Source organism: Methylovirgula sp. 4M-Z18 (assembly GCF_037890675.1).
Taxonomy (GTDB): domain Bacteria; phylum Pseudomonadota; class Alphaproteobacteria; order Rhizobiales; family Beijerinckiaceae; genus 4M-Z18.
Genome location: NZ_CP149574.1, coordinates 1,557,419 through 1,582,341, shown reverse-complemented (window position 1 = coordinate 1,582,341; position 24,923 = coordinate 1,557,419). Strand labels below are relative to the sequence as shown.

At 60.6% G+C, this 24,923-nt stretch carries 23 protein-coding genes and 1 pseudogene; 15 read left to right on the top strand and 9 right to left on the bottom strand.

Going from position 1 to position 24,923, the window contains the following annotated elements; translation table 11 throughout:
• Positions 1–16 precede the first annotated feature (16 nt).
• The 5 genes from V9T28_RS07210 to V9T28_RS07190 form a co-directional block, all read right to left on the bottom strand.
• Positions 17–634, bottom strand: coding sequence for a helix-turn-helix domain-containing protein (locus V9T28_RS07210; protein WP_116398343.1), 618 nt, complete (start codon positions 632–634; stop codon positions 17–19).
• A 205-nt stretch (positions 635–839) separates the two neighbouring features.
• Entirely contained in the window at positions 840–1,541 is a 702-nt protein-coding gene (gene rnc, locus V9T28_RS07205; RefSeq protein WP_116398342.1) for a ribonuclease III, read from the bottom strand.
• 1 nt (position 1,542) lies between these two features.
• Positions 1,543–2,415 carry a signal peptidase I gene (gene lepB / locus V9T28_RS07200; RefSeq protein WP_116398341.1) on the bottom strand — a complete coding sequence of 291 codons (873 nt, stop codon included), beginning with the start codon at positions 2,413–2,415 and terminating at the stop codon, positions 1,543–1,545.
• A 114-nt stretch (positions 2,416–2,529) separates the two neighbouring features.
• Positions 2,530–3,393, bottom strand: coding sequence for a signal peptidase I (gene lepB / locus V9T28_RS07195; protein ID WP_245423789.1), 864 nt, complete (start codon positions 3,391–3,393; stop codon positions 2,530–2,532).
• Between the two features lie 272 nt (positions 3,394–3,665).
• Positions 3,666–5,855 carry a lytic transglycosylase domain-containing protein gene (locus V9T28_RS07190; RefSeq protein ID WP_147306355.1) on the bottom strand — a complete coding sequence of 730 codons (2,190 nt, stop codon included), beginning with the start codon at positions 5,853–5,855 and terminating at the stop codon, positions 3,666–3,668.
• A 334-nt stretch (positions 5,856–6,189) separates the two neighbouring features.
• Between V9T28_RS07190 and V9T28_RS07185 the strand changes: the two genes are divergently transcribed.
• From V9T28_RS07185 to smpB, 4 genes are all read left to right on the top strand, one after another.
• A complete protein-coding gene (locus V9T28_RS07185; RefSeq protein WP_158554650.1) occupies positions 6,190–7,848 on the top strand; it encodes a hypothetical protein in 1,659 nt (552 codons plus the stop codon).
• Between the two features lie 435 nt (positions 7,849–8,283).
• Positions 8,284–9,186: a 4-hydroxy-tetrahydrodipicolinate synthase gene (gene dapA, locus V9T28_RS07180; protein ID WP_116398338.1), complete on the top strand. Its 903-nt coding sequence runs from the start codon at positions 8,284–8,286 to the stop codon at positions 9,184–9,186.
• Between the two features lie 2 nt (positions 9,187–9,188).
• A complete protein-coding gene (locus V9T28_RS07175; RefSeq protein WP_116398337.1) occupies positions 9,189–9,839 on the top strand; it encodes an FMN-binding negative transcriptional regulator in 651 nt (216 codons plus the stop codon).
• The gene (smpB, locus tag V9T28_RS07170; protein WP_116398336.1) at positions 9,836–10,300 is read left to right on the top strand and encodes an SsrA-binding protein SmpB; all 465 of its coding nucleotides are present in this window, start codon (positions 9,836–9,838) and stop codon (positions 10,298–10,300) included. Before V9T28_RS07175 ends, smpB begins: the two co-directional genes overlap by 4 nt.
• A gap of 11 nt (positions 10,301–10,311) precedes the next feature.
• Here smpB and V9T28_RS07165 read toward each other — a convergent pair whose 3' ends face one another.
• Together V9T28_RS07165 and V9T28_RS07160 are read right to left on the bottom strand one after the other, a co-directional pair.
• On the bottom strand, positions 10,312–10,452 hold the full coding sequence (locus V9T28_RS07165) for a helix-turn-helix domain-containing transcriptional regulator (RefSeq protein ID WP_116398335.1): 141 nt from the start codon (positions 10,450–10,452) through the stop codon (positions 10,312–10,314).
• A gap of 23 nt (positions 10,453–10,475) precedes the next feature.
• The gene (locus tag V9T28_RS07160) at positions 10,476–11,129 is read right to left on the bottom strand and encodes a hypothetical protein (RefSeq protein ID WP_147306353.1); all 654 of its coding nucleotides are present in this window, start codon (positions 11,127–11,129) and stop codon (positions 10,476–10,478) included.
• A gap of 29 nt (positions 11,130–11,158) precedes the next feature.
• On the opposite strand from V9T28_RS07160, the pseudogene V9T28_RS07155 reads away from it, so the two are divergent.
• Both V9T28_RS07155 and V9T28_RS07150 read left to right on the top strand, forming a co-directional pair.
• Positions 11,159–11,317 (top strand): annotated as a pseudogene (locus V9T28_RS07155) (SsrA-binding protein); the annotation flags it as partial.
• Positions 11,318–11,650: 333 nt separating this feature from the next.
• Positions 11,651–11,839: a hypothetical protein gene (locus tag V9T28_RS07150; RefSeq protein WP_116398333.1), complete on the top strand. Its 189-nt coding sequence runs from the start codon at positions 11,651–11,653 to the stop codon at positions 11,837–11,839.
• Here the strand turns inward: V9T28_RS07150 and V9T28_RS07145 are convergent.
• Entirely contained in the window at positions 11,814–12,422 is a 609-nt protein-coding gene (locus V9T28_RS07145) for a rhomboid family intramembrane serine protease (RefSeq protein WP_158554649.1), read from the bottom strand. The genes V9T28_RS07150 and V9T28_RS07145 overlap by 26 nt on opposite strands.
• A gap of 296 nt (positions 12,423–12,718) precedes the next feature.
• Here V9T28_RS07145 and katG point away from each other — a divergent pair, with 296 nt between their 5' ends.
• The 9 genes from katG (at position 12,719) to V9T28_RS07100 (ending at position 22,492) form a co-directional block, all read left to right on the top strand.
• Positions 12,719–14,899, top strand: a complete 2,181-nt coding sequence (gene katG, locus V9T28_RS07140; RefSeq protein ID WP_116398331.1) for a catalase/peroxidase HPI — start codon at positions 12,719–12,721, stop codon at positions 14,897–14,899.
• 331 nt (positions 14,900–15,230) lie between these two features.
• The gene (locus V9T28_RS07135) at positions 15,231–16,187 is read left to right on the top strand and encodes an aliphatic sulfonate ABC transporter substrate-binding protein (RefSeq protein WP_116398330.1); all 957 of its coding nucleotides are present in this window, start codon (positions 15,231–15,233) and stop codon (positions 16,185–16,187) included.
• A 141-nt stretch (positions 16,188–16,328) separates the two neighbouring features.
• The gene (gene ssuD / locus V9T28_RS07130) at positions 16,329–17,492 is read left to right on the top strand and encodes an FMNH2-dependent alkanesulfonate monooxygenase (RefSeq protein ID WP_116398329.1); all 1,164 of its coding nucleotides are present in this window, start codon (positions 16,329–16,331) and stop codon (positions 17,490–17,492) included.
• A 6-nt stretch (positions 17,493–17,498) separates the two neighbouring features.
• On the top strand, positions 17,499–18,470 hold the full coding sequence (ssuC, locus tag V9T28_RS07125) for an aliphatic sulfonate ABC transporter permease SsuC (RefSeq protein ID WP_116398328.1): 972 nt from the start codon (positions 17,499–17,501) through the stop codon (positions 18,468–18,470).
• The gene (locus tag V9T28_RS07120) at positions 18,467–19,279 is read left to right on the top strand and encodes an ATP-binding cassette domain-containing protein (RefSeq protein ID WP_116398327.1); all 813 of its coding nucleotides are present in this window, start codon (positions 18,467–18,469) and stop codon (positions 19,277–19,279) included. The genes ssuC and V9T28_RS07120 overlap by 4 nt, the downstream gene beginning before the upstream one ends.
• Before the next feature lie 16 nt (positions 19,280–19,295).
• On the top strand, positions 19,296–19,874 hold the full coding sequence (locus tag V9T28_RS07115) for a flavin reductase family protein (RefSeq protein WP_116398326.1): 579 nt from the start codon (positions 19,296–19,298) through the stop codon (positions 19,872–19,874).
• A 209-nt stretch (positions 19,875–20,083) separates the two neighbouring features.
• Complete coding sequence (locus tag V9T28_RS07110) at positions 20,084–20,323, top strand: hypothetical protein (protein WP_116398325.1); 240 nt, start codon at positions 20,084–20,086, stop codon at positions 20,321–20,323.
• Between the two features lie 202 nt (positions 20,324–20,525).
• Positions 20,526–21,341 (top strand): UDP-2,3-diacylglucosamine diphosphatase, encoded by an 816-nt coding sequence (locus V9T28_RS07105; protein WP_116398324.1) that lies wholly within the window; start codon positions 20,526–20,528, stop codon positions 21,339–21,341.
• A 122-nt stretch (positions 21,342–21,463) separates the two neighbouring features.
• Positions 21,464–22,492 carry a glycosyltransferase family 4 protein gene (locus V9T28_RS07100; RefSeq protein WP_116398323.1) on the top strand — a complete coding sequence of 343 codons (1,029 nt, stop codon included), beginning with the start codon at positions 21,464–21,466 and terminating at the stop codon, positions 22,490–22,492.
• A gap of 23 nt (positions 22,493–22,515) precedes the next feature.
• Here V9T28_RS07100 and V9T28_RS07095 read toward each other — a convergent pair whose 3' ends face one another.
• The gene (locus V9T28_RS07095; RefSeq protein ID WP_116398322.1) at positions 22,516–24,828 is read right to left on the bottom strand and encodes a xanthine dehydrogenase family protein molybdopterin-binding subunit; all 2,313 of its coding nucleotides are present in this window, start codon (positions 24,826–24,828) and stop codon (positions 22,516–22,518) included.
• Positions 24,829–24,923 lie beyond the last annotated feature (95 nt).

Below are 24,923 nucleotides of genomic sequence, written 5' to 3'. Positions count from 1 at the left end.
CTGACACGCCCTACGCTCACTCCATCACGGCGGCCTTGAGGATGCACACCATGGTCGCCTGGGCGGGCTTTTTCGAGACGTTGCGGATCACATGCGGGCGGTCGCAACGGTAGCGCAGGGTCTCGCCAGCCTTGGCGGTTTCCTTCACGCTGGCGACCTCAACTTCGAGCTCTCCCTCCAGTACCGATAAGGATTCGATCGAGCCGCGTTGGTGCGCCTCCGACTCCAATTGCCCGCCCGGCTCGGCATGGAAATCGTACCATTGAAGCCATTCGACAGTCTTGATCCAGCCGATGATCATCAGGCGGCATTTGCCATCATCCGAGGTCAGGATCGGTGTGTCGCCGCGGCTCGATCTTTCGACGAAAGGCTCGTCCTCGGCGGCGAGCAATACTTTCTCGATCGAGACGTCGAGCGCCTGGGCGAGCCGCCAGATGGTCGCGAGTGTCGGATTGGTCTCGTTGCGCTCGATCTGGCTGATGATCGATTTGGCGACGCCCGATTGCTCGGACAATTCGGACAGCGACAGATTATAGGCCTTGCGCAGCCGCTGCACCGTCTTGCCCAGTTGGCCCGACAGCGCCACGGCCCCCGCCTCCAACGCCTTGACCTTATCTTTCCCTTCAACGCCCATGACCGTCCCACCACACGATGTTTGGGAGAATAAACGATTCCGTTTGGAATATCGAACGGTTTGTTGCGAGGAAGTGGCGTCGTTTGCGGTTTTATGGCTGTGCCGATGGAGCGTCGGGGCCGCTTCCCCTCACGCCGTTTTCCACAACATTACAAAGAACCGCCAACGATCAGGAGAAAGATCTGAGACTTGCTCTCGCAAGGTTTCAAATCTTCACCACAGATTCCATAAACGCCGCTGCCGCGGCCTGTTCCGCAGCACGCTTAGAAGCGCCGGAAGCCTGGGTATCGGCGAAACCGTCCACATGCACCGCGACAACGAAGGACGGCGCATGATCGGGGCCGGTGCGCGAAACCTGCCCGTAGGTCGGCGCCGCAAGCCCCCGGCCCTGCGCCCATTCTTGCAAAGCGGTCTTGGGATCGCGCCGTGCGCCGGTCGCCGCCGCGACCCGCTCCTCCCAGGTGCCGGCAATGACCTTTTGCGCGGCTTCAAATCCCGCATCGAGAAAGATCGCGCCGATGATGGCCTCGCAGGCATCGGCGAGAATCGCGACCTTTTCTGCGCCCCCCGATACGATTTCGCCTTCGCCCAGCCGGATGTGCGGTCCCAACTGCCATTCCACAGCGACTTCGGCACAAGTTTCCTTGCGCACCAGTTCCGCGAGGCGGCGCGACAGCTCGCCCTCATCGGCGCGCGGGAATTTGCGGTAGAGAAGATCCGACACGACCAGGCCGAGCACCCGATCGCCCAGGAATTCGAGCCGCTGGTTGGACTTCACCCGCCCCGCGCCAGACGGCAGCGCGCTGATATGGGTCAGCGCCAGAGTCAGCAGCGCCGCATCGGAAAAGCGATGACAAAGGCGTGCCTCGAGCGCATCATGAGCAGGCCAGGCGCGAGATTTGCCCATATTAGCGAACGGACTGGAATAGCCGGTCCCAGCGCACGGTCCAGGGCCAACGCCAGAACTGCCAGAATGGCTCGGTCGCAGGCTCACCATCGATGGTTCGCTCGCCGTTTTCCTTAACGTTAAGGGAGAAGAAAATGATCTGGGCCCGCCCGACAAAGTTCTCGAGTGGCACATAGTCCTTGTCATCTGAGCCGCCGAACCCCATGCGGCTGTCTTCCGAATTGTCGCGATTGTCGCCCATCATGAATACGGACCGCGGCGGCACGGTATAAACTTCCGTATTGTTGGCCGGGCCGGATTGATCGCCGAGGGTCTGAATGAGATGGGTCACACCGCCAGGCAGGGTTTCGTTGTAGATGCGCACCCGCTGCATCCTGCCAGAACCGTCGTCCTCTTCCCTCTCGATGACCAATTCGCGCGGCACTTTCGTATCGTTGATATAGAGCTCGCCCTGGCGCATCTGGATTCGGTCGCCTGGCAGCCCGATGACCCGCTTGATGAAGTCGGTTTCGTTATCTGTCGGCACCTTGAACACGGCCACATCGCCGCGTTTCGGCATCGATCCCAAGACGCGTCCGGAAGGCAGATAGGGGCATAGATTGAGCTTCACCAGCTCAAAATCACGAAACCCGACGTCGATATTGCAAGGCAGGGAATATTTTGAATACCCATAGGCATATTTCGACACGAACAGATAATCACCGACCAAAAGGGTCGGAATCAGCGAGCCCGAAGGGATGTTGAATGGCTGAAACAGCAGGGTGCGCACCACGAGGGCGATCAGCAGCGCCTGAAAAACGACTTTCACGGTCTCCCAAGTGCTTCCATCGGGTTGCGGCTTGGCGGCCTGGTCGGTACGCGAGGATATGGTCATATAAGGTGTCTCAGCCAAAATTCTAAACGGGCGCGACTTATATAGGCCAGGAGCTTAAGAGCCAAGCAGACGATTGCCTAGATGGACTTAAGCCGAAAAACCGCGATTCGGATCCTATCGTACCCAGTCCATCAGCCTGCCCCAACGCAACGTCGCCGGCCAGCGCCACAATTGCAGCGCCGGCTCCGTCGCCTCCGGCTCGCCCGGCTTTGTCTTGATCGAAAAATAGATGATCTTCGCCTTGCCGACCACATTGTCCATCGGCACGAAAACATGGCCGTTATCGGCGGTATTCCAAGCGTCGGTGGCAAAGCCGACCCGGCTGTCGGCGGAATTGTCGCGATTGTCGCCCATCACAAAAAGGTGCCCGGGCGGCACGGTGAAGACTTGGGTGTTGTTCAGCGCGGGATCGGAGCCCGACAACGTCTGCATGAGATGGGTCGCTCCGCCCGGCAGCGTCTCGGAAAAGACTTTCGCATGGACGAAGCGGCCGATCCCCTCGTCCTCGCTGTCCTCGCGCACGAACTGCCGCGGCACCTGCTGGCCGTTGACGTAGAGCTCGCCCTGTTTCATCTGCACCGTATCGCCCGGCAGGCCGATGACCCGCTTGACGAAATCGGTCTTATTGTCGGTCGGCACTTTGAAGACCACGACGTCGCCGCGGCGGGGCATCGAGCCGAACAGACGGCCCGACGGCAGGTACGAACACAGATCGGCCTTGACGAGCCGCGTGCCACCCCAACCAAGATCGATATTGCAGGGCAGCGAATATTTGGAATAGCCGTAGGAGAACTTCGAGACGAACAGATAATCGCCGACGAGCAACGTCGGAATGAGCGAGCCTGAGGGAATGTTGTAGGATTCGAAAACGAACGTGCGCAGCAGGACGGCCACGAGCAACGCCTGAAAAACCGCTGCGACCGTTCCCCAAATATCGCCAGCCGCGGCCGGTTTCGCCACCGTTTGCTCTACACTCAACCTGTCTCTCCGATCTGGCGCGGTTTCGCGCTAAAGCGCGTTCGTGGTCTTATTGTGGCGGGGTTCACCACTTCCCAACAGCGGATATAAGCTGGAATAGACGCCGCGCAATATGAAAAGTGGCTACCGTGCGGCCACCGCAGGACGGCGCGCTTTTGGCGCGCAACTGCACCGACAACCCGAATGATGCTGGGATGCGGGAGCGCCGCATCCGCCCATGCGAGAGAAAAGCGCGCAATACGAAAGAGATGTGCGATCTCACAACAGTGACGTCACGGCATCGGATCGGGCACCGAGCCGACGTTGATATCCTCCGGCACGACCACTTTGCCGTTCTTGCGCAGATCGGCGCCGATCTTGATCTTGTCGTCTTCGCCAAGCTGCATGCGATAGATTTCGAAATTCTCCATCACGCGCTGCACATAATTGCGCGTTTCGGCGAACGGGATACGCTCAACCCAATCGATGGGATCGACATTGGGATTGCGCGGATCACCATAGGCGTTGATCCAGTCTTTCACATGCTTCCCGCCGGCGTTGTAGGCGGCGAAGGTAAGAATATAGGATCCGCCCTGCTCGCCAAGCAATTCGCCAAGATGCGACGCGCCGATCTGCGCATTATAGGCGGGATCGCTCATCAGGCGATCCGCATCGAAGCCCAGGCCCGCCAGCACCGCCGTGCGCTGCGCGGTTGCGGGCATCAATTGCATCAGGCCACGCGCGCCAACCGGAGATTTGGCGCTCGGCAAAAACGCGCTTTCCTGCCGCGCAATGGCATAGACAATCGCCGGATCCGCGGAGTTGGGCGTTGCCGCAAAGGCAGGAATGCCGAAGGCGGGAAAGGCAAAGGTATCGAGCGAAAGCCCATGCGCCGCAGCGTTTTTGCCGATCGTCAGGGTGGCGTGCGCGTCGCGATAGTAGCTGGTGACGGCGGCAAGCGCCGTCAATTGGTCTTCGCTGTGCAGCGTCTCGGCTGCGAGCGCACTCAAGGCCTGTGCGGCATCGTTCTCTCCCAAGGCATAAAGCAATTCGACCGCGCGCGTCGCCTCGGCGCGTGCGTCGCCCTCCAGCACATGCTCGGGCTTCGGCAGGCTGACGCTGGTCAAACCGACCTTCTCGACCGCCAATTGGCCGTAATAGGTGGTCGGATAATGCGCTGCCGTCTCGTAATAGCTTTTCGCGTCGTCGGCGCCGTTCAACGCTTCATGGGCGCGGCCTTGCCAATAGGAGGCACGGGCGCGCGAGATCGGCAATGTGGCTGCCGCCGCGACGCGATCGAAATGGGTGACCGCCGTCTGCGCGTCATTACGGAAGCGCAGCGCGATCCAACCCGCCATGAATTCCGCATCGACCTGATTGGCCAGCGATAAAGTTCCGTGGGTCGCAACGATTTTATAGGCGCCGACGGCGTCGCCCGCGTCGAGCAGCTTACGTGCAACCTGGCGGCGCTCCTGCCACCATTCATCAGCGCCGAGCGTCGTGCCGACATCGCGCGGCTGCGTCAGCAGGAGTTGCGCCGCGTCGGCGGGTTGATCGGCACGGCGCAACTTTTGCGCCTGCACGAGAACGAGACCCGCATCGGTGCGGAGCGGTGCCGGGACGGCGGCAAGCGCGTCATCCGGCTTGGCTCCGGCTAAAATGGCCGCGCGCGCCTTGGCGAGCGCAGCGAAATCCGGGCTCAGGCCGTCGATGGACCGCAAGGCCGCAGCCGTATCTTCCTTGTAGAGGAGCCGCGACACACGATATTGCGTATCCTCGGGCCGTAAAAAACCGCCGAATTCGGTTCTCACCTGAGCCTCGACCGTCGCGGGCAAATCCTCCTTGCGCCAGACTTCGCGCACGAGTTCGCCCGCGGCATCGGCCTGTCCCACCGCGAGCCGCAGACGGGCGAGCGCCAGTTTGCCAAGGGTCGAAAGGGGCATGCGCTTGGTGAAATAGGCCTGCAGCCGATCAGTGCCCACCTTATTGCAATAGAGCTCTTCCTCGGCTTTGCGCAGCAGAAACGCGTTGCCGGGCCAATCGGCATGGGCCGCGACGAAACCTGTCAGCCGGTCGTAGCCCGCTTCGTGCGACGCGGCCCGCAAGGCCGTCCATTCGGCCAAGGTAGCGGCCAGCGGATCGACGATCTTCTTGGCTTCTTCATCGCCAGCCGTGAGATTGCCAGTCTTGTAGGCGGCCATGGCCTCGCGCAGGCCGGTAATATCGAGCCGGCGTTCAGGAACCGTTTCGGTTGCGTTATGCGTCGCATTCGGCTGGGTCAGCGCGGCTGATTCGACATCAGCAGACGGCAGCAGCGCGGAATCCTGCGGGGCCGGCAGCGGCGCCGGCACCGGTATCTCCGGATGTTTTGCGACAATGCCGCCGTCGCGCAGGACACGGCCCGCGGAATGGGGCACAAGCATCAAAAATGTGGCCACACCCAGTCCGGCCACAGCATAGACCGCGCGGCGCTTGTCATGCATCGGAAGGTCCCGCCAGAAGTCGATGAGCAAAAGCGCTCCTCTCTTAAAAACTATCCCCCGATCCCCTTAATGTTTCGTTAGCTATGCAATCGACATGCCTCGAACGCGAACGGGGACATGCACAGAAGCGAAAAATTGAGGTTTCTTGAAGGCGACGCGCATGCCCGCGTCCGTTGCAAGAAAGCCGTCACCACGAGCGTGTAGCGGCATGCCGGCATGGGACGAACGAACGCCATACCCGCGAATGCCCGACCCCGGCTGCGGGCAGATTGGGGTCGGTGGCCAACATGGCGGGGTTCATGTAGGGTGCGGCGCACGAGCAGGGGATAAGGGGATGCAATCCAAACGCCGGGTGTTCGACTGTTTTTTATTCAATGGCGAATATGACGTTCTTGAAATCAGACTGAATGAGCTGAACGATGCGGTCGACACCTTTGTGCTGGTGACGGCCGATCAAACATTCAGCGGGCTCCCGCAGCAGAGCCGTTTCAATCCCAGAGATCCGCGTTGCGCTCCGTTCGCCGCGAAAATCCGACATGTCTGGGTTCACGACTTTCCGCAAACCGAGGATGCCTGGACCCGCGAGGCATGGCAGAGAAACGCGGTCCTGCGCGGGGTACCGGACGCCGATGCGCATGATTTGATCGTCATGTCGGACGTCGACGAAATTCCGCGGCGAAGCGTGATCGAGCGAATCAAAGCCGACAACGAAAACGCGATCTTCGGTTTCGAATTGGCATTTTGTTATTTTTTCGTCGACTATTGCAACGTGAAAGGCCCCGAAAGCGCAATCACGTGGGCCATCGCCGCAACACGCGCCACCCTCGAGACGCGCCTGCCGAACGATCTGCGCTACGAGGTGCGAACGCGAAAAGTCCAGGCTGAAATCATCCAAGCCGCGGGATGGCATTTTTCCTATCTGATGGACGACGAAGCCATCGTGAGAAAGATCAAAGCCTTTTCGCACCAGGAACTGAATACACCGGAAATCCTGAACAAAATCGATGTCAAAGCGATCGTGAAGCAACGCCGCGATCTGTTCGATCGCGAGGGTTTCGTATGGGACATTTTGCCGGTCGGGGATTTGCCGCAGTGGGTGCAAGAAAATCGGGGCAATTTAAGCTATTTGTTTGCGCCGCGTTTTTCCATTAGGGCTTTTTGGCAGGGGCCGCGCGGCGGGCGCAGCCCCTCGATCGCACCCGCGCAAAAACCACCCCTCGTCATTTGTCCCTATCTGTACGACCATGAAGAGCAGGAAATAAAAGACACGTTCCAGCTTGAGGGCGCGGCGCGGCATATCGACTTTTTCTTGTGGCAAGACGTCAACCGCATCGGCCCCGAATTCGCCTTCGAACACTGCTGGAACAGTTTCCCCGATCGCGACATCATCATCATGCATTCGGATATGGCGCCGTTCCCTGGCGACAAGGTGACGGACTGGTACGACACGCTCGTCGAGCACACGAGGAATTTGCCCGACGCCGGCATGGTCGCCTGCAATCTCTTCTATCCGAGGGAAGAGAACGAGCCCGATTGGCGGCTGCAATGCGCGGGCGGCATCTTGCCGAACGGCAACATCTCGGTTTACCGCGGTTACGTTCAACGCGAGGTCGATCCGGCCAAGCGTTTCAACGACGATGGGACGGCGATGATCGACCAGGCGATGATGGCCCGCGTGCGAGCGGTCGACTGGGTAACGTTCGGCGGCGTCCTCATTCGCCGCGACACGATTCGCGCCTGCGGCGATTTCGATCGGCGCTACAATTGGGCCTATGTGATGGACGTCGATTATAGTTATGAGGCGCGCCTGCGGGGGTTCCGCCTCTACCAGGTTCCTGCCCGTCTCGTGCACGAAGAAAGCCGGACGACGAAAAAGCTGATGGACGTCGATCCGTCGCTGAAACAGAAATGGATCTCGAACATCGACATTTTTAAGCAAAAATGGCTGCCCTTCCTACCCGCAATGGCCGAGGAAATGATACAGCGGGAATGAGTGCGGGCAGCAGCCTCATTTGCCGTTGGCGTTAGCATACTGCGGGCGCCGCAATGCGCCGGGGGCGGCCAACCTGGCGTTCAGGGCCATCTTGGCGCCGGACACCGACAATTTTGCTTCTTTATCAGCGTCTTGCGTATGTGCGGCGACGGTAGACAAACATGGCGCGCCAACGGCCAGAACCGCACATTTCTAGAACAAAGCTGTATTCGCCCTCGCAAGATCATAAATCGGCCGCACGACCCTCGGCCCAGCCGGTGACGCCCATTTTGGCGGGCATCATAGGACAATTCGCGCAAATTTTGACCGAATCACACCTTGTTCAATCGTCGGATATGAGGGTCGTACGCCCCTCCCCCTGCACCCTCCCCCCTTTCCCCGGCCCGTCCAACCCGCTATGTGTGTGCCCTTGTTTGGTCAAAGGAACCGTCTGCAATGTCGTCCAAGGAATACGCCCGCGCCTTCTCAGGCTCGCTGCCCGCTCTCGTCACGCCTTTCAAGGACGGGAAACTGGATGAGGCGGCGTTTAGCGCGCATATCGACTGGCAGATCTCTTCGGGCAGCACCGGCCTCGTTCCCGTTGGCACGACCGGCGAAAGCCCGACCCTGAGCCATGCGGAACATATGCGCGCTGTCGAAGTCTGCATCGAGGCGGCCCAGGGGCGCGTGCCGGTCTTGGCGGGCGCCGGCTCGAACAATACCGCGGAGGCGATCAGCCTCGCCCGCCACGCCGAAAAGGCGGGGGCGCAAGGCGTGCTGGTGGTCACCCCCTATTACAACAAGCCGACCCAGGAAGGCCTCTATCAGCATTTCAAGGCGATCAACGATGCGATCGGCGTTCCGATCATCATCTACAACATCCCGCCGCGTTCGGTCATCGACATGTCGGTGGAAACCATGGCGCGGCTCTACGAACTCAAGAACATCGCCGGCGTGAAGGATGCGACGGCCAATCTCGCCCGCGTATCGCAGCAGCGTCACGTTCTGGGGCCGGATTTCGTGCAACTTTCGGGCGAGGACATGACCGCCCTCGCCTACAATGCGGCGGGCGGGCACGGCTGCATCTCAGTCGTCGCCAATGTGGCACCGGCCCTCTGCGCCGAATTGCAGAAGGCGTCGCTCGGCGGCGACTATGCCCATGCACTGAAAATCCAGGATCGCTTGGTGCCGCTGCATGAAGCGACCTTCAAGGAACCGGGACTTGCCGGTGCGAAATGCGGGCTCAACTTGCTTGGCCGCATGTCGGAGGAAATCCGGCTGCCGATGCTGCCTGTCACACCACCCACCCGCGCCCTAATTAAGGCTGCAATGGTGCACGCCGGCCTTTTGAACGGATAGACATGTACGAACCACGGCTTTTCAAGATCGAGGACCGCGAGACCTGTTTCGACGTCATTCGCGCGCATCCGCTCGGGCTGCTCATCACGGCGGGCGCGGGCGGGCTGATGGCCAATTTCGTCCCCTTCATCCTCGCCAAAAATGACGCCGGGCAGGACGTGCTGCGCGCCCATGTGGCGCGGCCGAACCCGCAATGGCGTGAACTCGGCCCCGGCGTGCCGACGCTCGTCGTCTTTCAGGGCGCACAGACCTATATCACGCCGTCCTGGTACGAAACGAAACGCGAGACCGGCAAAGTCGTGCCGACCTGGAATTACGCGACCGTGCAGGTGAGCGGCGCCTCGCGTGCCATTGACGAGCCCGATTATATTCGGGCGCAGATCACCGCCTTGACGAAACAGATGGAAGCACCGCGCGCGGCGCCCTGGGCAGTGACCGACGCGCCGGCAGATTTCGTCGATGCGCAGATCCGCGCCATCGTCGGCCTCGAAATCGTCATCGAGAGCGTGCACGGCAAATTCAAGGCGTCGCAGAATCGCAATGAAGCCGACCAGCGCGGCGTCGTCGAGGGATTGCTGCACGAAGTGGATACCGACAACGGCCACGCCATGGCCGAAATGGTGCGCACCTACGCGCAAAAAAGCCAGTCATGAGTTCTGCCGACAATCGCAAAATCGCCGCCGACAATCGCAAGGCGCGCTTCAACTATGAGATCGGCGAGGTGTTCGAGGCGGGCATCATGCTCACCGGCACCGAAGTCAAATCCTTGCGCAACGGCAAATCGACGATCGCCGAAAGCTATGCCTCGGTCGAAAATGGCGAATTGTGGCTGATCAATTCCAACATTCCCGAATATCTGCAAGCCAACCGTTTCAACCACGCGCCAAAACGTCCGCGCAAATTGCTGCTGCACGCGCGGCAGATTGCGAAATTGAAGCAGGGCATCGAGCGCGAAGGCATGACGATCGTGCCGCTCAAACTCTATTTCAACGACAAGGGCCGCGCTAAAATCGAGATTGCACTGGCGCGTGGCAAGAAGCTGCACGACAAGCGCGAGACGGAAAAGCGGCGTGACTGGGGCCGCGAGAAGGCAAGGCTGCTGAAAGGCGGGTGAGTGGGGCGCCCTCACGCTGCCTTTGCTGTCAACTTCAGGTCAAGCGCCTTCATGACGCCGAGCTGCGTCGAAAGCTGTGGGGCTCCCGTTTCGCTCAAGGCCTTGTAGAGCGATTGCCGGCTGACACCGGCCTCGCGCGCGACATGGGCCATGCCGCGCGATCGTCTTCACCAATTCACGCCGATGCCGCGACCCTCGATGTGTATTTATGTATGCCAATAGCAAATCCGAAAAATAAGGGTGAAGCATAGAGGCTTTCAAAGGTAAAAAATGCAAACGTTTCGCGAGAGGAAAGCGTGTCGCTATATCTGTGATTTATATCGATATTGTATCCCACAGACGCAACGTAGCCGGCAAAGCCATAGGAAAAGAAAAGTAACGCAAAAGCGGCCATGTTTCTCACAATTTTCTTTCTTTTAGCAATTTCATCTTCAGAGAAATGTTGCTGCACCGTTTTGAATCGCTCTGGTCGTTGAAGATTTGCAAAACAAAAAAACAAAGAGGCCAAACCTGCGTAAAAAATAAAGACAAAAATGTCACCGCAAGCCTGTTTCGGTGTCAGCACCCCGTCCGAAATCATGAGATTTAAAGAAGGGACATAGCGGCTAACAATAAGGTCAAAGGGGCAAGAGATTTCATATTTTAAGGACACAAAACATAAAATCTGAGCAAGAATGACAATTATCAAAAGGAAGAGTCTAATCAATCGCTTCGCAAAATTGATATTCTCAATCATCTTTTTTTGCCCCGTCAGCAATACAAAAGAGGTTTTGCAGGCTCCGATACGAAAGCGATACCATAGAGCGCGCTCCACGCCAACGCAGCACATCCAGGCCTGCTTTCTTACATATCGGAGACATCACGATCGTGCCGCTGAAACTCTATTTCAACGAAAAGGACCGCGCGAAAATCGAGATTGCGCTGGCGCGCGGCAAGAAGCTGCACGACAAGCGCGAGACGGAAAAGCAGCGCGACTGGGGCCGCGAGAAGGCAAGGCTGCTCAAGGATAGAGGTTGATCCGTTCGCCACGCGCGGACGATGGCGCAAGCACCTCTCCGTCATTGCGCGCGAAGCGAAGCAATCCATCTCCCAGCCGATAGGCGTAACAAACGGTTCGCGCAGTTCCCTCTCGTCGCAGCGGCCGCAACTGCGGCGAAAATTTTGTGGGAGTGGGTGGATTGCTTCGTCGCTTGCGCTCCTCGCAATGACGGGAACGTAGTCGGCAACCGGGAAGAAGGCATAGGCCCTTACACCTCCCTTACGTCCCTGCCCCACAATCCGTCTCGAACTTTTACGGCAAGAAGAGCTAATCCCGAAACGATCTATCGAAGTCGTCGGGAGTCTTAAACGATGCTCATGCTTCGCAGCACCAATCAAAGCGCGCCGCACAGGCCGCGGCTTTCGCACAAGATCGAGGCTAGCCGTTATGAATCTTATCCGCAGCAGGCGTCGGTGATCGCGCACGCCGCCCTGGCGCTTGGCGTTGCTGTGGCGCTTGGAGCTGCTATCGCACTCATGGCCAGCGCCTTACTTGCCTGACACGCGGCGCGCCATAGCCGATCCACCCCAGCAGCATGCCGAGTGCGAGGCCGCCCGTGTGCGCCCAATTGGCGACGGGGCCAAGTAGGCCCGTCCAGCATAGAACGAACCAGCCGAACATGATGAAGACGTTGTTCCGTAGCAGGAAGTAGACGCCCGGCCCCTCCGCGCGGATGCGCATGAACATATAGCCGAACAGACCATAGACGACGCCGGACATACCGCCGAAGCTCGGTCCCTCCAGCACATATTGTAAGAGATTGGAGGCGATCGCGATGACCAGCACCAGCACAAGATACATCACATAGCCGATGCGCTTCTCGATCTGGCCGCCAAGATCGTAGAACCAGATCATGTTGAAGACGATATGCATCAGGCTGAAATGCAGGAAAATCGGCGTGATCAAGCGCCATACCTGGCCATCCAAGATTTCGGTGAATCGGTAGCCCGGCACATAGCGGTATTCCGAAATCATGAGCTTGAGGGTGGCATCATCCACCGTGCCCAATCGTGTCATAATCGCGACAGCAACGCAGATCAAAATCATCAGCAAGGTGGGAGTCGGTGATTTGATGATCGGCAAGGCATATCTCAAACGTTGGATGCGGCACGTCGCTTTCATAAAGCACGGTGAACATAAAGCACGAGGCACGCGGCGAAAAGGGGTCCTCTCCACCATGCCGTGCATGAGCGCCGCTGTGATCAAAAAGGCCCTCGCACCCATTGGTCGCCAAAAATCGACACGTCAAGGCATACAGCCTTGATGCGGTCCACATTAAAGGCGTAGATCAGGCGGGCCTTTCCTGCTGGCACGTAAAATCCACAACACAACCATCCATCATCCGTGAAATTAAAACCTCACCGAAGGAGAAAGCTGTTATGAACGAACAATCCAAATGCCCGTTTTCGGGCGCAAATCGCGGACATACGAATCGCGATTGGTGGCCGAATCAGTTGGACCTTCAGATCCTCCGCCAGCACTCCGCCCTGTCCAATCCGATGGGCGAGGCGTTCGACTATGCCAAGGAATTTAAGAGCCTCGATCTGAATGCCGTGATCGCGGATCTGCGCGCCTTGATGACGGATTCGCAAGATTGGTGGCCGGCCGATTTCGGCCATTACGGACCGCTGTTCATCCGCATGGCATGGCACAGCGCGGGTACGTATCGCATCGGTGACGGGCGCGGTGGCGCCGGCGCCGGCCAGCAGCGTTTCGCACCGCTCAACTCTTGGCCGGACAACGTGAACCTGGACAAGGCGCGCCGCCTGCTCTGGCCGATCAAACAGAAATACGGCCGCAAGATTTCATGGGCCGATCTCATGATTCTCACCGGCAATGTCGCGCTGGAGACGATGGGCTTCAAGACCTTCGGTTTCGGTGGCGGCCGCGAGGACGTGTGGGAGCCCGAAGAGGACGTCTATTGGGGCCCCGAAGGCAAATGGTTGGCGGACGAACGCTACAGCGGCGACCGCGACCTGCAGAACCCGCTCGCGGCCGTGCAGATGGGCTTGATCTACGTGAATCCGGAAGGGCCGAACGGCACCCCGGACCCGCTTGCCGCCGCACGAGACATCCGCGAAACCTTCGCCCGCATGGCGATGAATGATGAGGAGACCGTGGCGCTGATTGCCGGGGGTCACTCTTTCGGCAAGACCCACGGCGCCGGCGACGTGGCGCTCGTCGGCCCCGACCCAGAGGCCGCTGACGTGGAAGCCCAAGGTCTCGGCTGGGCGAGCACTTATCGCACCGGCAAAGGCGCGGACGCGATCGGCAGCGGGCTGGAAGTCACCTGGACCACGACGCCGACGAAATGGAGCAACAACTTCTTCGCCAACCTGTTCGGCTATGAATGGGAGCTGACAAAGAGCCCGGCCGGCGCGCATCAGTGGACGCCGAAGAATGGCGCCGGCGCCGGCATGATCCCGGACGCGCATGACGCGTCGAGGCGCCATCCGCCGTCCATGCTGACCACCGACCTCTCGCTGCGGTTCGACCCGATTTACGGACCGATTTCGCGGCGCTTCTACGAGAATCCAGAGGCGTTCGCGGATGCTTTCGCCCGAGCATGGTTCAAGCTGACCCACCGCGACATGGGTCCGCTCGTGCGCTACCTCGGCCCGCTCGTGCCGAAGGAAGAGCTGATCTGGCAAGACCCGGTTCCCGCCGCGACGCATCCGCTGATCGAGGCGCAGGATATTGCGGCGCTGAAGGCGAAGATCTTGAACTCGGGCCTCTCCGTTGCCGAATTGGTTTCGACCGCCTGGGCCTCCGCCTCGACGTTCCGCGGGTCCGACAAACGCGGCGGCGCGAACGGCGCGCGCATTCGCCTCACACCGCAGAAGGATTGGGAGGTCAATCGGCCGGCGCAGCTCGCGAAAGTGCTGCAAAGCCTCGAAGCGATCCAAAAGGACTTCAATGCAGCGCAGTCCGGCGGCAAGCAAGTCTCGCTCGCCGATCTGATCGTTCTTGCCGGCTCCGCCGCCGTCGAGAAAGCCGCGAAGGCCGCCGGTCATGATGTCAGCGTCCCGTTCACGCCTGGGCGCACGGATGCTTCGCAGGAGCAGACCGACGCCCATTCCTTCGCGCCGCTTGAACCCGTCGCCGACGGCTTCCGCAACTACGTTCGCGGCACGCCGCGCGGGACGCCGGAGGAACACTTGGTGGACAAGGCACAATTGCTGACGCTGACGGCACCGCAAATGACCGCGCTCGTCGGCGGCCTGCGCGTGCTTGGCGCCAATGTCGGCGACTCCAAGCACGGTGTCTTCACCGACAAGCCAGGGACGCTGAGCAACGACTTCTTCGTCAACCTGCTCGACATGGGCACGGAATGGCAGCCGGCCGCGAATGCTGCGGGCGCGTATGAAGGGCGCGATCGGAACACGAACGAGGTCAAGTGGACCGCCACCCGCGTCGACTTGATTTTTGGCTCGCACTCCGAGTTGCGCGCCCTCGCGGAAGTCTACGCCAGCGTCGACGCCGCGGAGAAGTTCGTGAAGGACTTCGTGGCAGCCTGGACCAAGGTGATGGATCTCGACCGCTTCGATATCCGGGCATAACGGCTAGAGGCCACTAAGAGCTACGCGTGACCTGTAAAATCGGCGTGCCGTTTTGCGAGTCCCGCGATGAGATAAGAACTCCCGGCAGCATTGCGTTGGCGCAGCCTCGCAATGCTGCCAAGCGTATTGGAGCTGCGAGCTTGTAGCTTGCGAGCGGCAGTGCCGGCCCTTGCGAGCTAGAAGCTCGCGATGCGGCTTTCCCTGCCGATGCAGCCAACCTTCCCGAGATAGCGTCCCGATAAGATTGTTCCGCGACCGCGGTTGACAGCAAATTATATTTCTATAAAATCTATATACTAAATCGATTTCCTACAAACAAAGGAGCGCCCCGGTGAACCGTCGCACATGGCTCAAATTCACGCTTGGGGCGGGCGTGTCCGCCCTCGGCCACCCGCTCCTCGCCCGGGCTGCCGGCCCGACCGAACTGCGTATCGGCTACCAGAAGAGTGGCGTGCTGCTTGTCGCCAAACAGCAGGGCCTTTTGGACAAGCACTTCGCCTCGCGCGGCATTTCGGTCAAATGGGTCGAGTTTTCCTACGGACCGCCGCTGCTCGAGGCCCTGAACGCCGGCGGCATCGACTACGGCGCGACCGGCGATGCGCCGCCGATTTTCGCGCAAGCGGCGCGCGCCAATCTGCTCTATGTGGCGGTTCTGCCGAGCGGCGGCTCCGGCCAGGCGATCCTCGTGCCGCGCGATTCCGCCATTCAGACCCTCGCCGATCTGAAGGGCAAGAAAGTCGGCTTCGCCAAGGCCTCGAGCGCCCATAATCTCGTGCTCTCGGCGCTGGAGAGCGCCAATATTTCCTATTCCGAGATCACGCCCGTCTATCTCGCGCCGGCCGATGCGGCGGCGGCTTTTGCGCGCGGCGCCATCGATGCTTGGGCAATCTGGGACCCCTATTATGCTATCGCGGAAAAAGCCCGCCCGATCCGGGCGCTGCCGGTGCCCAAAAGCGCACTCGTTCAAAACAGCTTCTTCCTCGCCAATCGCGATTTCACGCAAAAGAATCCCGACATCGTCGCAGGTGTGAACGAGGAGCTTGCGAAAGCCTCGTCATGGATCGTCGATCACCGGGACGAAACGGCAAAACTCTTCGCGGAGGCGACAGGCGTCGATCTTGCTGCACAGATAACCACGGTGCAGCGCTCCGAGTTCGCCTTCAGCCCAATCACCGAAACCGTTGCGACACAGCAGCAAGCTGTCGCCGACAGGTTCGCGAAACTGAACCTCATTCCAAGCCCCATCAACGTGCGCGACATCATCTGGACGTGGAAGCCAGGAGCTTAACCACGCATCGTCGCCGAAACGAGACATGGAGTGGCGCGCACCGTGGAACGTTTGCCGCGATCCATACCAAAGCCGGAATGACAAAGCGACCTTCTCAAGCACCGAACGCAATCTCGACTTAACCCACTTTGCGAGGACCACATGACCAAGATCGCCCATCCGCTCAGCCTCTTCTGGTTCATCCCCGTCAGCGGGGACGGATCGTATCTCGGCACCGATAAAGGCCATCGCCCGGCCGATTTCCGCTACTTGAAGGAAATCGCGCAAGCGGTCGACCGGCTTGGCTTCGACGGCGTGCTGATTCCGACCGGCAAGGGCTGTGACGATCCGTTCATCACCGCTTCGGCGCTTGCGGCGCATACGGAACGCTTGCGCTTTCTCGTCGCCCTGCGGCCAGGCGTTGCCTCGCCCACGTTCGCCGCGCGGCAATCGGCGGCCATCGACCGCTTGAGCCGCGGAAGGTTCCTCGTCAACATCGTCACGGGCGGCAATGCAAGCGAACTTGCCGGCGACGGCGTCTTCCTCGGGCATGATGAGCGCTATGCCCATACGTCGGAATTTCTCACCATCTACCGCAAGCTGTTGAGCGGCGAGAAAGTATCGTTCGAAGGACGTCATCTCAAAGTGCGGGATGCGGTGCTCGACTTTCCGCCCGTCCAATCGCCGCCGCCGATCTGGTTCGGCGGCTCGTCCGAGCCCGCGCTCGATGTCGCGGCCGAACATGTCGACACCTATCTCACCTGGGGCGAACCGCTCGACCAGGTTGCAGAAAAGCTAGAGGCCGTGCGCCAACGCGCAAAAAAACGTGGCCGTTCCGTCCGCTTCGGCCTGCGCATCCATCTCATCGTGCGCGAGACGGAAGCCGAGGCTTGGGCTGCGGCGGAGCACCTTATCGGTAACATATCCGATGAAGCGATCGCCGCAGCGCAAAGCAAATTCGCGAACGAATCCGATTCCATCGGCCAGAAGCGCATGGCCACGCTGCACGGCGGCGGTCAACGGGATAAGCTCGTGATCGCGCCCAATCTTTGGGCCGGAGTCGGCCTTGTGCGCGGCGGCGCCGGCACGGCGCTGGTCGGCGATCCACAGACCGTGGCAACGCGTTTGCGCGAATATCAAGCGCTTGGCATCGAGACGATCATCGCCTCTGGCTATCCGCATCTCGAAGAGGCTTACAAAGTGGCAGAATTGCTGTTCCCCGCACTCGGGATCGACACTGCACATGCGGCCACCGCCCATCGCACGCAAGCCGGCGAATTCGGCGTCGACCGGCCCGCGCGGCCGCTGCATGTGGCTGCGGAGTGAGATGCGATGGCGAAAGTTATTGCGGAAACGAGCCGCGCTCTGCCTTCTTCCCATAAATGGGGAAAAGGTGGCGTGCGCAGCGCGACGGATGAGGGGCGCACGCGCGATTCATCTTTGTCCCTGAGCTTCAAAGCTTATTTCGCTAGATTGCTGCCGCCCCTCATCCGTCCCTTCGGGACACCTTCTCCCCGTTCCACGGGGAGAAGGGATCATCGCGCGGCCTGGCTGCGGCTTGTCATTCCGGTTGGTCTTATCATCGTGTGGCAGGCGGCAACCAGCCTTGGTCTGCTGTCGCCCGATATTCTGTCCTCGCCGGCGAACGTGCTCGCGGCGGCCTGGCGGCTGACCGTCTCCGGCGAGCTGCCGCATCATCTCGCCATCAGTGCCTTGCGCGCCTTTGCCGGTTTGCTCGTCGGCGGTTCCATCGGCTTTCTGCTCGGCCTGGCCAATGGCCTATCAAGACTCTCGGAACAACTCACCGACTCCACCCTGCAGATGGTGCGCAACATCCCGCATCTCGCGCTGATCCCACTCGTCATTCTTTGGTTCGGTATCGACGAGACAGCGAAGCTCTTTCTCGTTTCGCTCGGCGTGTTCTTCCCGATCTACATCAACACCCTGCACGGCATTCGCAATGTCGATCCGCACCTCATAGAAATGGGCAAGAGCTACGGCATGAACGGCCGCCTGCTGTTCACGCGCATTCTTCTGCCCGGCGCCCTGCCCTCCATTCTCGTGGGCCTGCGCTATGCGCTCGGCATCATGTGGTTGACCCTCATTGTCGCCGAAACGATCGCCGCGCAATCGGGCCTCGGTTATCTCGCCAACCAGGGGCGCGAGTTCATGCAGGTCGATGTCGTGGTGCTCACGATCGTCATCTATGCGCTGCTCGGTAAGCTCGCCGATTCCACCGCCCGCGGTCTGGAACATGTCTTCCTCAAATGGCATCCGGCCTTTCAGACAGGAGGCCGCCGATGAGCGACATTGCCGCCCGCGCCATCGTCAATTTCGAGGCGCAGTTTCGGGAGCGGCCCAACGCCGGCCTCGAGCTGACCTTGCGCAAACTCGGCAAGAGCTTTGCCGATAAACCCGTGCTGCAGAACCTCGATCTGCATATTCCGGCCGGACAATTCGTCGCCGTCATCGGCCAGAGCGGCTGCGGCAAGAGCACGCTGCTACGCCTGCTCGCAGGTCTCGAAGCACCGTCCGGGGGGCATATCCATTATGGCGGCGCACGTGAGGCGCGGGACGAAACGCGCATGATGTTTCAAGAGCCCCGCCTCCTGCCCTGGGCGAGCGTGCTCGGCAATGTCGAAGTGGGACGCAGCGACAGCCCGAACAAAGCGCTGACGCGCGAGCGCGCCCTGCAGGCGTTGCAGGCGGTCGGCTTGGCCGACCGCGCCGCCGATTGGCCCGCGGTGCTGTCGGGCGGCCAGAAGCAGCGCGTCGCATTTGCGCGTGCGCTCGTCAGCCGGCCCCGCCTGCTCGCCTTCGACGAGCCCTTCGGCGCGCTCGATGCGCTCACCCGCATCGAGATGCAGCGTTTGCTCGAAGACCTTTGGCTGCAGCAGCGTTTCACTGCGGTGCTCGTCACCCATGACGTGAGCGAAGCGCTGAATCTCGCGGACCGCATCATCCTGATCGAAGCCGGCAAGATCGCACTCGACCTCGCCGTAACGCTGCAGCGCCCACGCCGTCGCGGCAATGTCGATCTTGCGGTTCTGGAAGAGCGAATCTTGCGCCGCCTCGTTAAGGAACACGTGCGCAGACCGGAATATTCAATCTAAGCCCTGGAGCGCCCACATGACCGTCCATGCCTATCCCACCCACAAGAGCGCCGATCACGTTTTGCATGCGGACGAATTCCGCAAGGCGATGCGGCAATTGGTCGGTGCGGTCAGCGTGATCACAGTCGGCAGCGGCGCAATGCGTAACGGCTTGACCGCCACCTCCCTGTCGGCCTTTTCCGCCGACCCGCCGAGCGTGATCGTCAGCGTCAACCGCAATGCGTCGGCCTATGCGACGCTTGCCGAAGAGCGGCGGTTTGGCGTGAACATTCTCAATGCCCAGCAGCAGCGCGTCGCCGACCGCTTCGCCGGACGCAACGGCGAGAAAGGTGCGGAGCGCTACGCCGACGCGCGCTGGTACCGATTAAAAACCGGCGTCGAATTGCTCGGCGACGCGCTCGCCGCGCTCGACTGCGAAGTGGACGATCTGATCGAGCGCCATTCGCATGCAATCGTCATCGGTCGCGTGAAGGCTGCGCGCGTGCGCGAAACCGGCACGGCCCTGCTCTATTGGCGCGGCGCTTACGAGCAGATCGGCTGGAGTGACGAACAGATTGCCAATGCGATCGGTTTTATCGCCCGATGCGGAGTTTGAGCACTTAGATACAAGCGATATACGCTTCTCCCAATCACAGATCGGTCATACCCGGTTTGTATATTTAAGAGGCACAAAATTGGCCTTTGAAACGTATTGCCCCAATTTGGGTTATGACTTCACCTTTTTCGCAACCTCTCACATTATGCGCCTGTTTTGCCAACAGAAATGGCTTCTGCTAAAGGGGACGCCTTTACTAGGTGAGGCGCATGAAGATTCTGAGAGTCATTTTAATGATCGCAATTGCCTTCAGCGCAACGATCGGATGGCGGTGGTACCGCTACGTTACCAACACCGAGAGCCCGTATGATGAAGTCGGCATCGAGTTGAACAGCCGAATGCCCGGCCCGATCAACATATGGGGTTGTGAGAAACTGCACGCAACCTTCGCAGATGCCCTGCCGCCTTATGGTTGCCAAGCCGGAACCGACAATAAGCAGTGGCGGTGACGGGTTGTGGGTAATCGACTGAAAATTGCTGCCCGCGTCCAACCTCAAACATGTTCGAATCGGGCAAGCTCGGTTTAAATGCGGGAGAAGGGCTTATTTGCATTTTTCGGGCCATATTTCTACCCCTTCACAATTGTCATCTCTCTGCCATAAGAATCTGATTAAGCCGTCGCATCTATAGCCTTAGCGAATGGCGGCTCCCATGGGGAAAAAAGACGCGACCAATCACTATCGCACGCTGTTCATCTCGGATTTGCATCTGGGATCGAAAGGGTGTGAGGCTGATCTGTTCCTGGATTTTCTCAAGCACAATGATGCCGACACTATCTTTCTCGTGGGCGACATTATCGATGGCTGGCGTCTGAAAAAGGGCTGGTTCTGGCCGCAGTCGCACAACGACGTGGTGCAAAAACTGCTGCGCAAGGCGCGTAAAGGTGCACATATGATCTATGTGCCCGGCAATCATGACGAATTTGCCCGGCAATTCCTCGGCTTGAATTTCGGCGGCATCGAGATCATGCGCCGCGCGATGCACACGACCGCCGACGGCAAACGCTTCCTCGTCACGCATGGCGACGAATTCGACGTGGTGGTGCTGCACGCTCGCTGGCTCGCCCATATCGGCGATTGGGCTTATGAGACCGCCGTCGTGCTCAACACCACTTTCAACCGCATTCGCCGTCGCCTCGGCTTCGGCTATTGGTCGTTCTCGGCTTGGGCGAAGCTCAAGGTGAAGCAGGCGGTGAATTTCATCGGGGCTTTTGAGGTGGCCTTGGCCGAAGACGCGCGGAAGCGCGGCGCGGATGGCGTGATCTGCGGCCACATCCATCATGCCACGATCCGCGACATCGACGGCATCACCTATGTGAACACCGGCGATTTCGTCGAGAGCTGCACGGTGGTCGCCGAACACGCGGACGGTCGGCTGGAAGTGATCCGCTGGACCTCCGTCGCCGCGCCGGCACAGGAAAGCCAGACCCCGACGCCCGTGCCAGCACCGGACCGATTTGCTGCGTGATTTTCGTTCCCTTTTCCCCGACTGAACCCAGGTTTGTCTGGATTCAGCATCAAAAATTTTCACCCCGGCGACCCCGGTGTGAATGTGGGAGAAGGAATCGCGTTTCATCATGAGTTGAGTCCATGCATATTTTCATCGTCACCGACGCGTGGCATCCGCAAGTGAATGGGGTGGTCCGCTCTTTGGAAGCGACCGCCGAGAAGTGCCGCGCGAAAGGGGCGCGAGTCGATTTTCTAACCCCCGACCGGTTCGCCACCATACCCTTGCCGACCTATCCCGATATCCGCCTCGCGATCGCCTTGCCTGCCATGATCGGCCGCCATCTTGCCGAACACCCGGAGGCGCATATTCACATCGCCACCGAAGGCCCACTCGGCCTTGGCGCGCGCGCCTATTGCCGCGACGCCGGCCGGCCGTTCACGACGAGCTATCACACTCGGTTTCCCGAATATCTCGCCGCGCGTCTGCCGGTGCCGCTCGACTGGTCCTACGCCTGGCTGCGGCGTTTCCACAATTCCGGCATCGGCACGATGGTGGCCACCAGCAGCATTGAGCAGGATTTGAGCGCGCGCGGCTTTCAGCACCTGATGCGCTGGTCGCGCGGTGTCGATGCCGACCTGTTTCATCCGGGTTACGCCAATGTGCTCGACCTACCCCGGCCGATCTTCCTGACCGTCGGCCGCGTCGCGGTGGAGAAGAACATCGAAAGCTTTCTGGCGCTCGACCTGCCAGGCAGCAAAGCCGTGGTGGGCGACGGGCCGGCGCGCGAAACACTGATGGCTGCCTATCCGGACGCGCATTTCCTCGGGCTGAAGACCGGCAAGGAGCTCGCACAAATCTATGCCAGCGCTGATGCGCTGGTGTTCCCGAGCCGCACCGACACGTTCGGCATCGTGCTCCTCGAGGCGCTCGCAAGCGGCCTGCCGATCGCCGCCCATCCCGTGCCCGGCCCGCTTGACGTGATCGGCGACGATGGCCCCGGCTGCCTGAGCGAGGATCTGCGCGAGGCCTGCCTCGCGGCGCTGAACATCCCGCGCGAGGCCGCCCGCAACCATGCCCTGAAATATTCCTGGGACGCGAGCGCGCAGCAATTCATGGACAATATCATGCACGCGCGCGAAGGGCGGCCGACGGAGATGTACGCGGGATAAGCGGCTACTCGGACCGCGACCTTCTAGGTCGCGGTCCGAAGTGATGCTACCCTAATCGCCGCGAACACCGCCGCCGGCGTTGCCGGCATGTCGATGTGGGTGATGCCGTAGCCGCGGTGCAGCGCATCGACGACCGCATTCATGACTGCCGGGCACGAGCCGATCGAGCCGGCTTCGCCTGCGCCCTTCAGGCCCATCGGATTGGTGGTCGAGGGAATGTTGCGGGTTTCGAAATGGAACTCGGGAATATCGTCGGCGCGCGGCACGCAATAATCCATGAAGCTCGCCGTCAGCAATTGCCCCTCTTCGGTGAACACCGTGCGCTCTAGCAATGCCTGCCCGATGCCCTGGCCGATGCCGCCATGCACCTGGCCGGCGAGCAGCAGCGGATTCAGCGTGAAGCCGAAATCATCGACGACGCTGTAGCGCAGGACCTTCGTGACGCCAGTGTCCGGGTCGATCTCCACCTCGCACACGTGGGTGCCGTTGGGATAGGTCGCGTCGGGCGGCACGAAGGAGTCGATCGCCTTCAGTTTGTTTTCCGCCTTTGGCAATGTGGCGATTTCCGCATAGGACAGCGCGCGATCGGTGCCGGCGATTCGGATATGACCGTCCGCGATTTCCAAATCGCCTATCGCCGCTTCGAGCTTGTCGGCCGCGAGTTCCTTCAATTGCACGGACAGCTTCTCCGACGCCCGGTTGAGCATCGCCGCGCCGACGGGAATGGAACGCGAGCCGCCCGTGCCATTGCCCGATACGACCCGGTCGGTGTCGCCCTGAATGACCCGTACCTGGGTCAGCGGCACGTCGAGATATTGCGACACGACTTGTGCGTAAGCCGTCGCGTGGCCCTGCCCGTTCGACTGGGTGCCGACGAGCACGGTGAAGGTGCCGTCCTTTTCGAGCTGCACCGAGCCTTCCTCGCCCGAGCCCCAGGCGGTGCATTCGATGTAGCTCGCAAAGCCGATGCCGCGCAGAAGCCCTTTTGCCGCCGACTCTTTCGCACGCACATCGAAGCCCGCGTAATCGGCTTTGGCCAGCGAGGCGCGCATGGCGCCCTCGAACTCGCCGACATCGTAGGTCCGGTCGGTGACGGTGTGGTAAGGCATCTGCTGCGGTTGCACGAAATTGCGCGCACGCAGCTCTTCGCGCGCGATGCCGGTCTGGCGCGCGCAGGTGTCGACGAGGCGCTCAAGCACATAGGCTGCCTCGGGGCGGCCGGCGCCGCGATAGGCATCGACCGGCGTCGTATGCGTATAGACCCCGCGCACGCGGCCGTAGAAGACGGGAATGTGATAGGGCCCCGTCGCCATCGACAAGCCAAGCCAGGGCACATACGGGCCGAATTGCGACAGATAGGCACCCAGGCCGCCGAGAATGTCGACGCGCAGTGCGAGGAATTTGCCTCGCGCGTCGAGCGCCATTTCGATGGTGGTGAGATTGTCGCGTCCCTGCGCGTCGCTGGTGAAATGTTCCGAGCGGTCGCCGACCCATTTCACCGGCTGACCGAGGCGTTTGGCTGCCTCCAGCACCAGCGGATATTCGCGATAGAGAAAGCTCTTGGTGCCGAAACCGCCGCCGACATCGTTCGTGACGACGCGCACTTGGCTCGGCTCGACCTTGAGCACGCGCTTGGCGATATTGTCACGCAGGGAATGCACGCCCTGGCTGCCTGACGTCAGCGCGTAGCGGGAGGACGCCACATCATATTCGCCGATCGCGCTGCGCGGCTCCATGTAGTTGCACACGAGCCGGTTATTGACCACGGTCAGTTTCACGTGATGGGCCGCGGATGCGAAAACCGCGTCGGCCTTCGCTTCGTCGCCCATCTCGCTGACATAGGCGACATTGTCGGGGTTCGATGCCCACACGTGGGCCGCGCCGCCGTTGATCGCAGCGCCAAGGTCAACGACCGCATCGAGCGGCTGCCAATCGACCCCGATCGCTTCCAACGCCTCGCGCGCCTGCCATTCGGTTTCGGCGACGACCATCGCGACCGCATCACCGACATGGCGCACGACGCCACGCGCCAACAGCGGATATTCCGGCAGGTTCATCGTCGTGCCATCGGAATTCTTCAAGGGTGCCAAGCACGGCAGATCGCCCAGATGCGCAATATCCTCAGCCGTCAGCACCAATTTGACGCCTGGCGCGTCGGCGGCGCCATCGAGATCGGTGAAGGTGAAGGCGGCATGCGCGTGCGGGCTGCGCAGAAACACGGCATGCAACGCGCCCTCGGGCGCGACGTCCGCCGTATAGAGCCCCTGCCCGGTCACGAAGCGCGCATCCTCGACACGTTTGACAGCCTGACCGATGCCGAATTTCATGGGCTTCATGGGGATATCCTGACTGGGAGGGGATGGAGACGAAATTAGTGCGGTTTGGTCCGCTTGGCTATAGGCGCAAACCTCGCGCGGACAGTCTTCACGCC

What these genes read in the sequence shown, in the direction of transcription:
- V9T28_RS07210 (WP_116398343.1), bottom strand. Translation starts at nt 634, where the DNA reads ATGGGCGTTGAAGGGAAAGATAAGGTCAAGGCGTTGGAGGCGGGGGCC.
- rnc (WP_116398342.1), bottom strand. Translation starts at nt 1,541, where the DNA reads ATGGGCAAATCTCGCGCCTGGCCTGCTCATGATGCGCTCGAGGCACGC.
- lepB (WP_116398341.1), bottom strand. Translation starts at nt 2,415, where the DNA reads ATGACCATATCCTCGCGTACCGACCAGGCCGCCAAGCCGCAACCCGAT.
- V9T28_RS07190 (WP_147306355.1), bottom strand. Translation starts at nt 5,855, where the DNA reads ATGCATGACAAGCGCCGCGCGGTCTATGCTGTGGCCGGACTGGGTGTG.
- V9T28_RS07185 (WP_158554650.1), top strand. Translation starts at nt 6,190, where the DNA reads ATGCAATCCAAACGCCGGGTGTTCGACTGTTTTTTATTCAATGGCGAA.
- dapA (WP_116398338.1), top strand. Translation starts at nt 8,284, where the DNA reads ATGTCGTCCAAGGAATACGCCCGCGCCTTCTCAGGCTCGCTGCCCGCT.
- V9T28_RS07175 (WP_116398337.1), top strand. Translation starts at nt 9,189, where the DNA reads ATGTACGAACCACGGCTTTTCAAGATCGAGGACCGCGAGACCTGTTTC.
- smpB (WP_116398336.1), top strand. Translation starts at nt 9,836, where the DNA reads ATGAGTTCTGCCGACAATCGCAAAATCGCCGCCGACAATCGCAAGGCG.
- V9T28_RS07165 (WP_116398335.1), bottom strand. Translation starts at nt 10,452, where the DNA reads ATGGCCCATGTCGCGCGCGAGGCCGGTGTCAGCCGGCAATCGCTCTAC.
- V9T28_RS07160 (WP_147306353.1), bottom strand. Translation starts at nt 11,129, where the DNA reads ATGTGCTGCGTTGGCGTGGAGCGCGCTCTATGGTATCGCTTTCGTATC.
- V9T28_RS07150 (WP_116398333.1), top strand. Translation starts at nt 11,651, where the DNA reads ATGCTCATGCTTCGCAGCACCAATCAAAGCGCGCCGCACAGGCCGCGG.
- katG (WP_116398331.1), top strand. Translation starts at nt 12,719, where the DNA reads ATGAACGAACAATCCAAATGCCCGTTTTCGGGCGCAAATCGCGGACAT.
- ssuD (WP_116398329.1), top strand. Translation starts at nt 16,329, where the DNA reads ATGACCAAGATCGCCCATCCGCTCAGCCTCTTCTGGTTCATCCCCGTC.
- ssuC (WP_116398328.1), top strand. Translation starts at nt 17,499, where the DNA reads ATGGCGAAAGTTATTGCGGAAACGAGCCGCGCTCTGCCTTCTTCCCAT.
- V9T28_RS07120 (WP_116398327.1), top strand. Translation starts at nt 18,467, where the DNA reads ATGAGCGACATTGCCGCCCGCGCCATCGTCAATTTCGAGGCGCAGTTT.
- V9T28_RS07115 (WP_116398326.1), top strand. Translation starts at nt 19,296, where the DNA reads ATGACCGTCCATGCCTATCCCACCCACAAGAGCGCCGATCACGTTTTG.
- V9T28_RS07110 (WP_116398325.1), top strand. Translation starts at nt 20,084, where the DNA reads ATGAAGATTCTGAGAGTCATTTTAATGATCGCAATTGCCTTCAGCGCA.
- V9T28_RS07105 (WP_116398324.1), top strand. Translation starts at nt 20,526, where the DNA reads ATGGGGAAAAAAGACGCGACCAATCACTATCGCACGCTGTTCATCTCG.
- V9T28_RS07100 (WP_116398323.1), top strand. Translation starts at nt 21,464, where the DNA reads ATGCATATTTTCATCGTCACCGACGCGTGGCATCCGCAAGTGAATGGG.
- V9T28_RS07095 (WP_116398322.1), bottom strand. Translation starts at nt 24,828, where the DNA reads ATGAAGCCCATGAAATTCGGCATCGGTCAGGCTGTCAAACGTGTCGAG.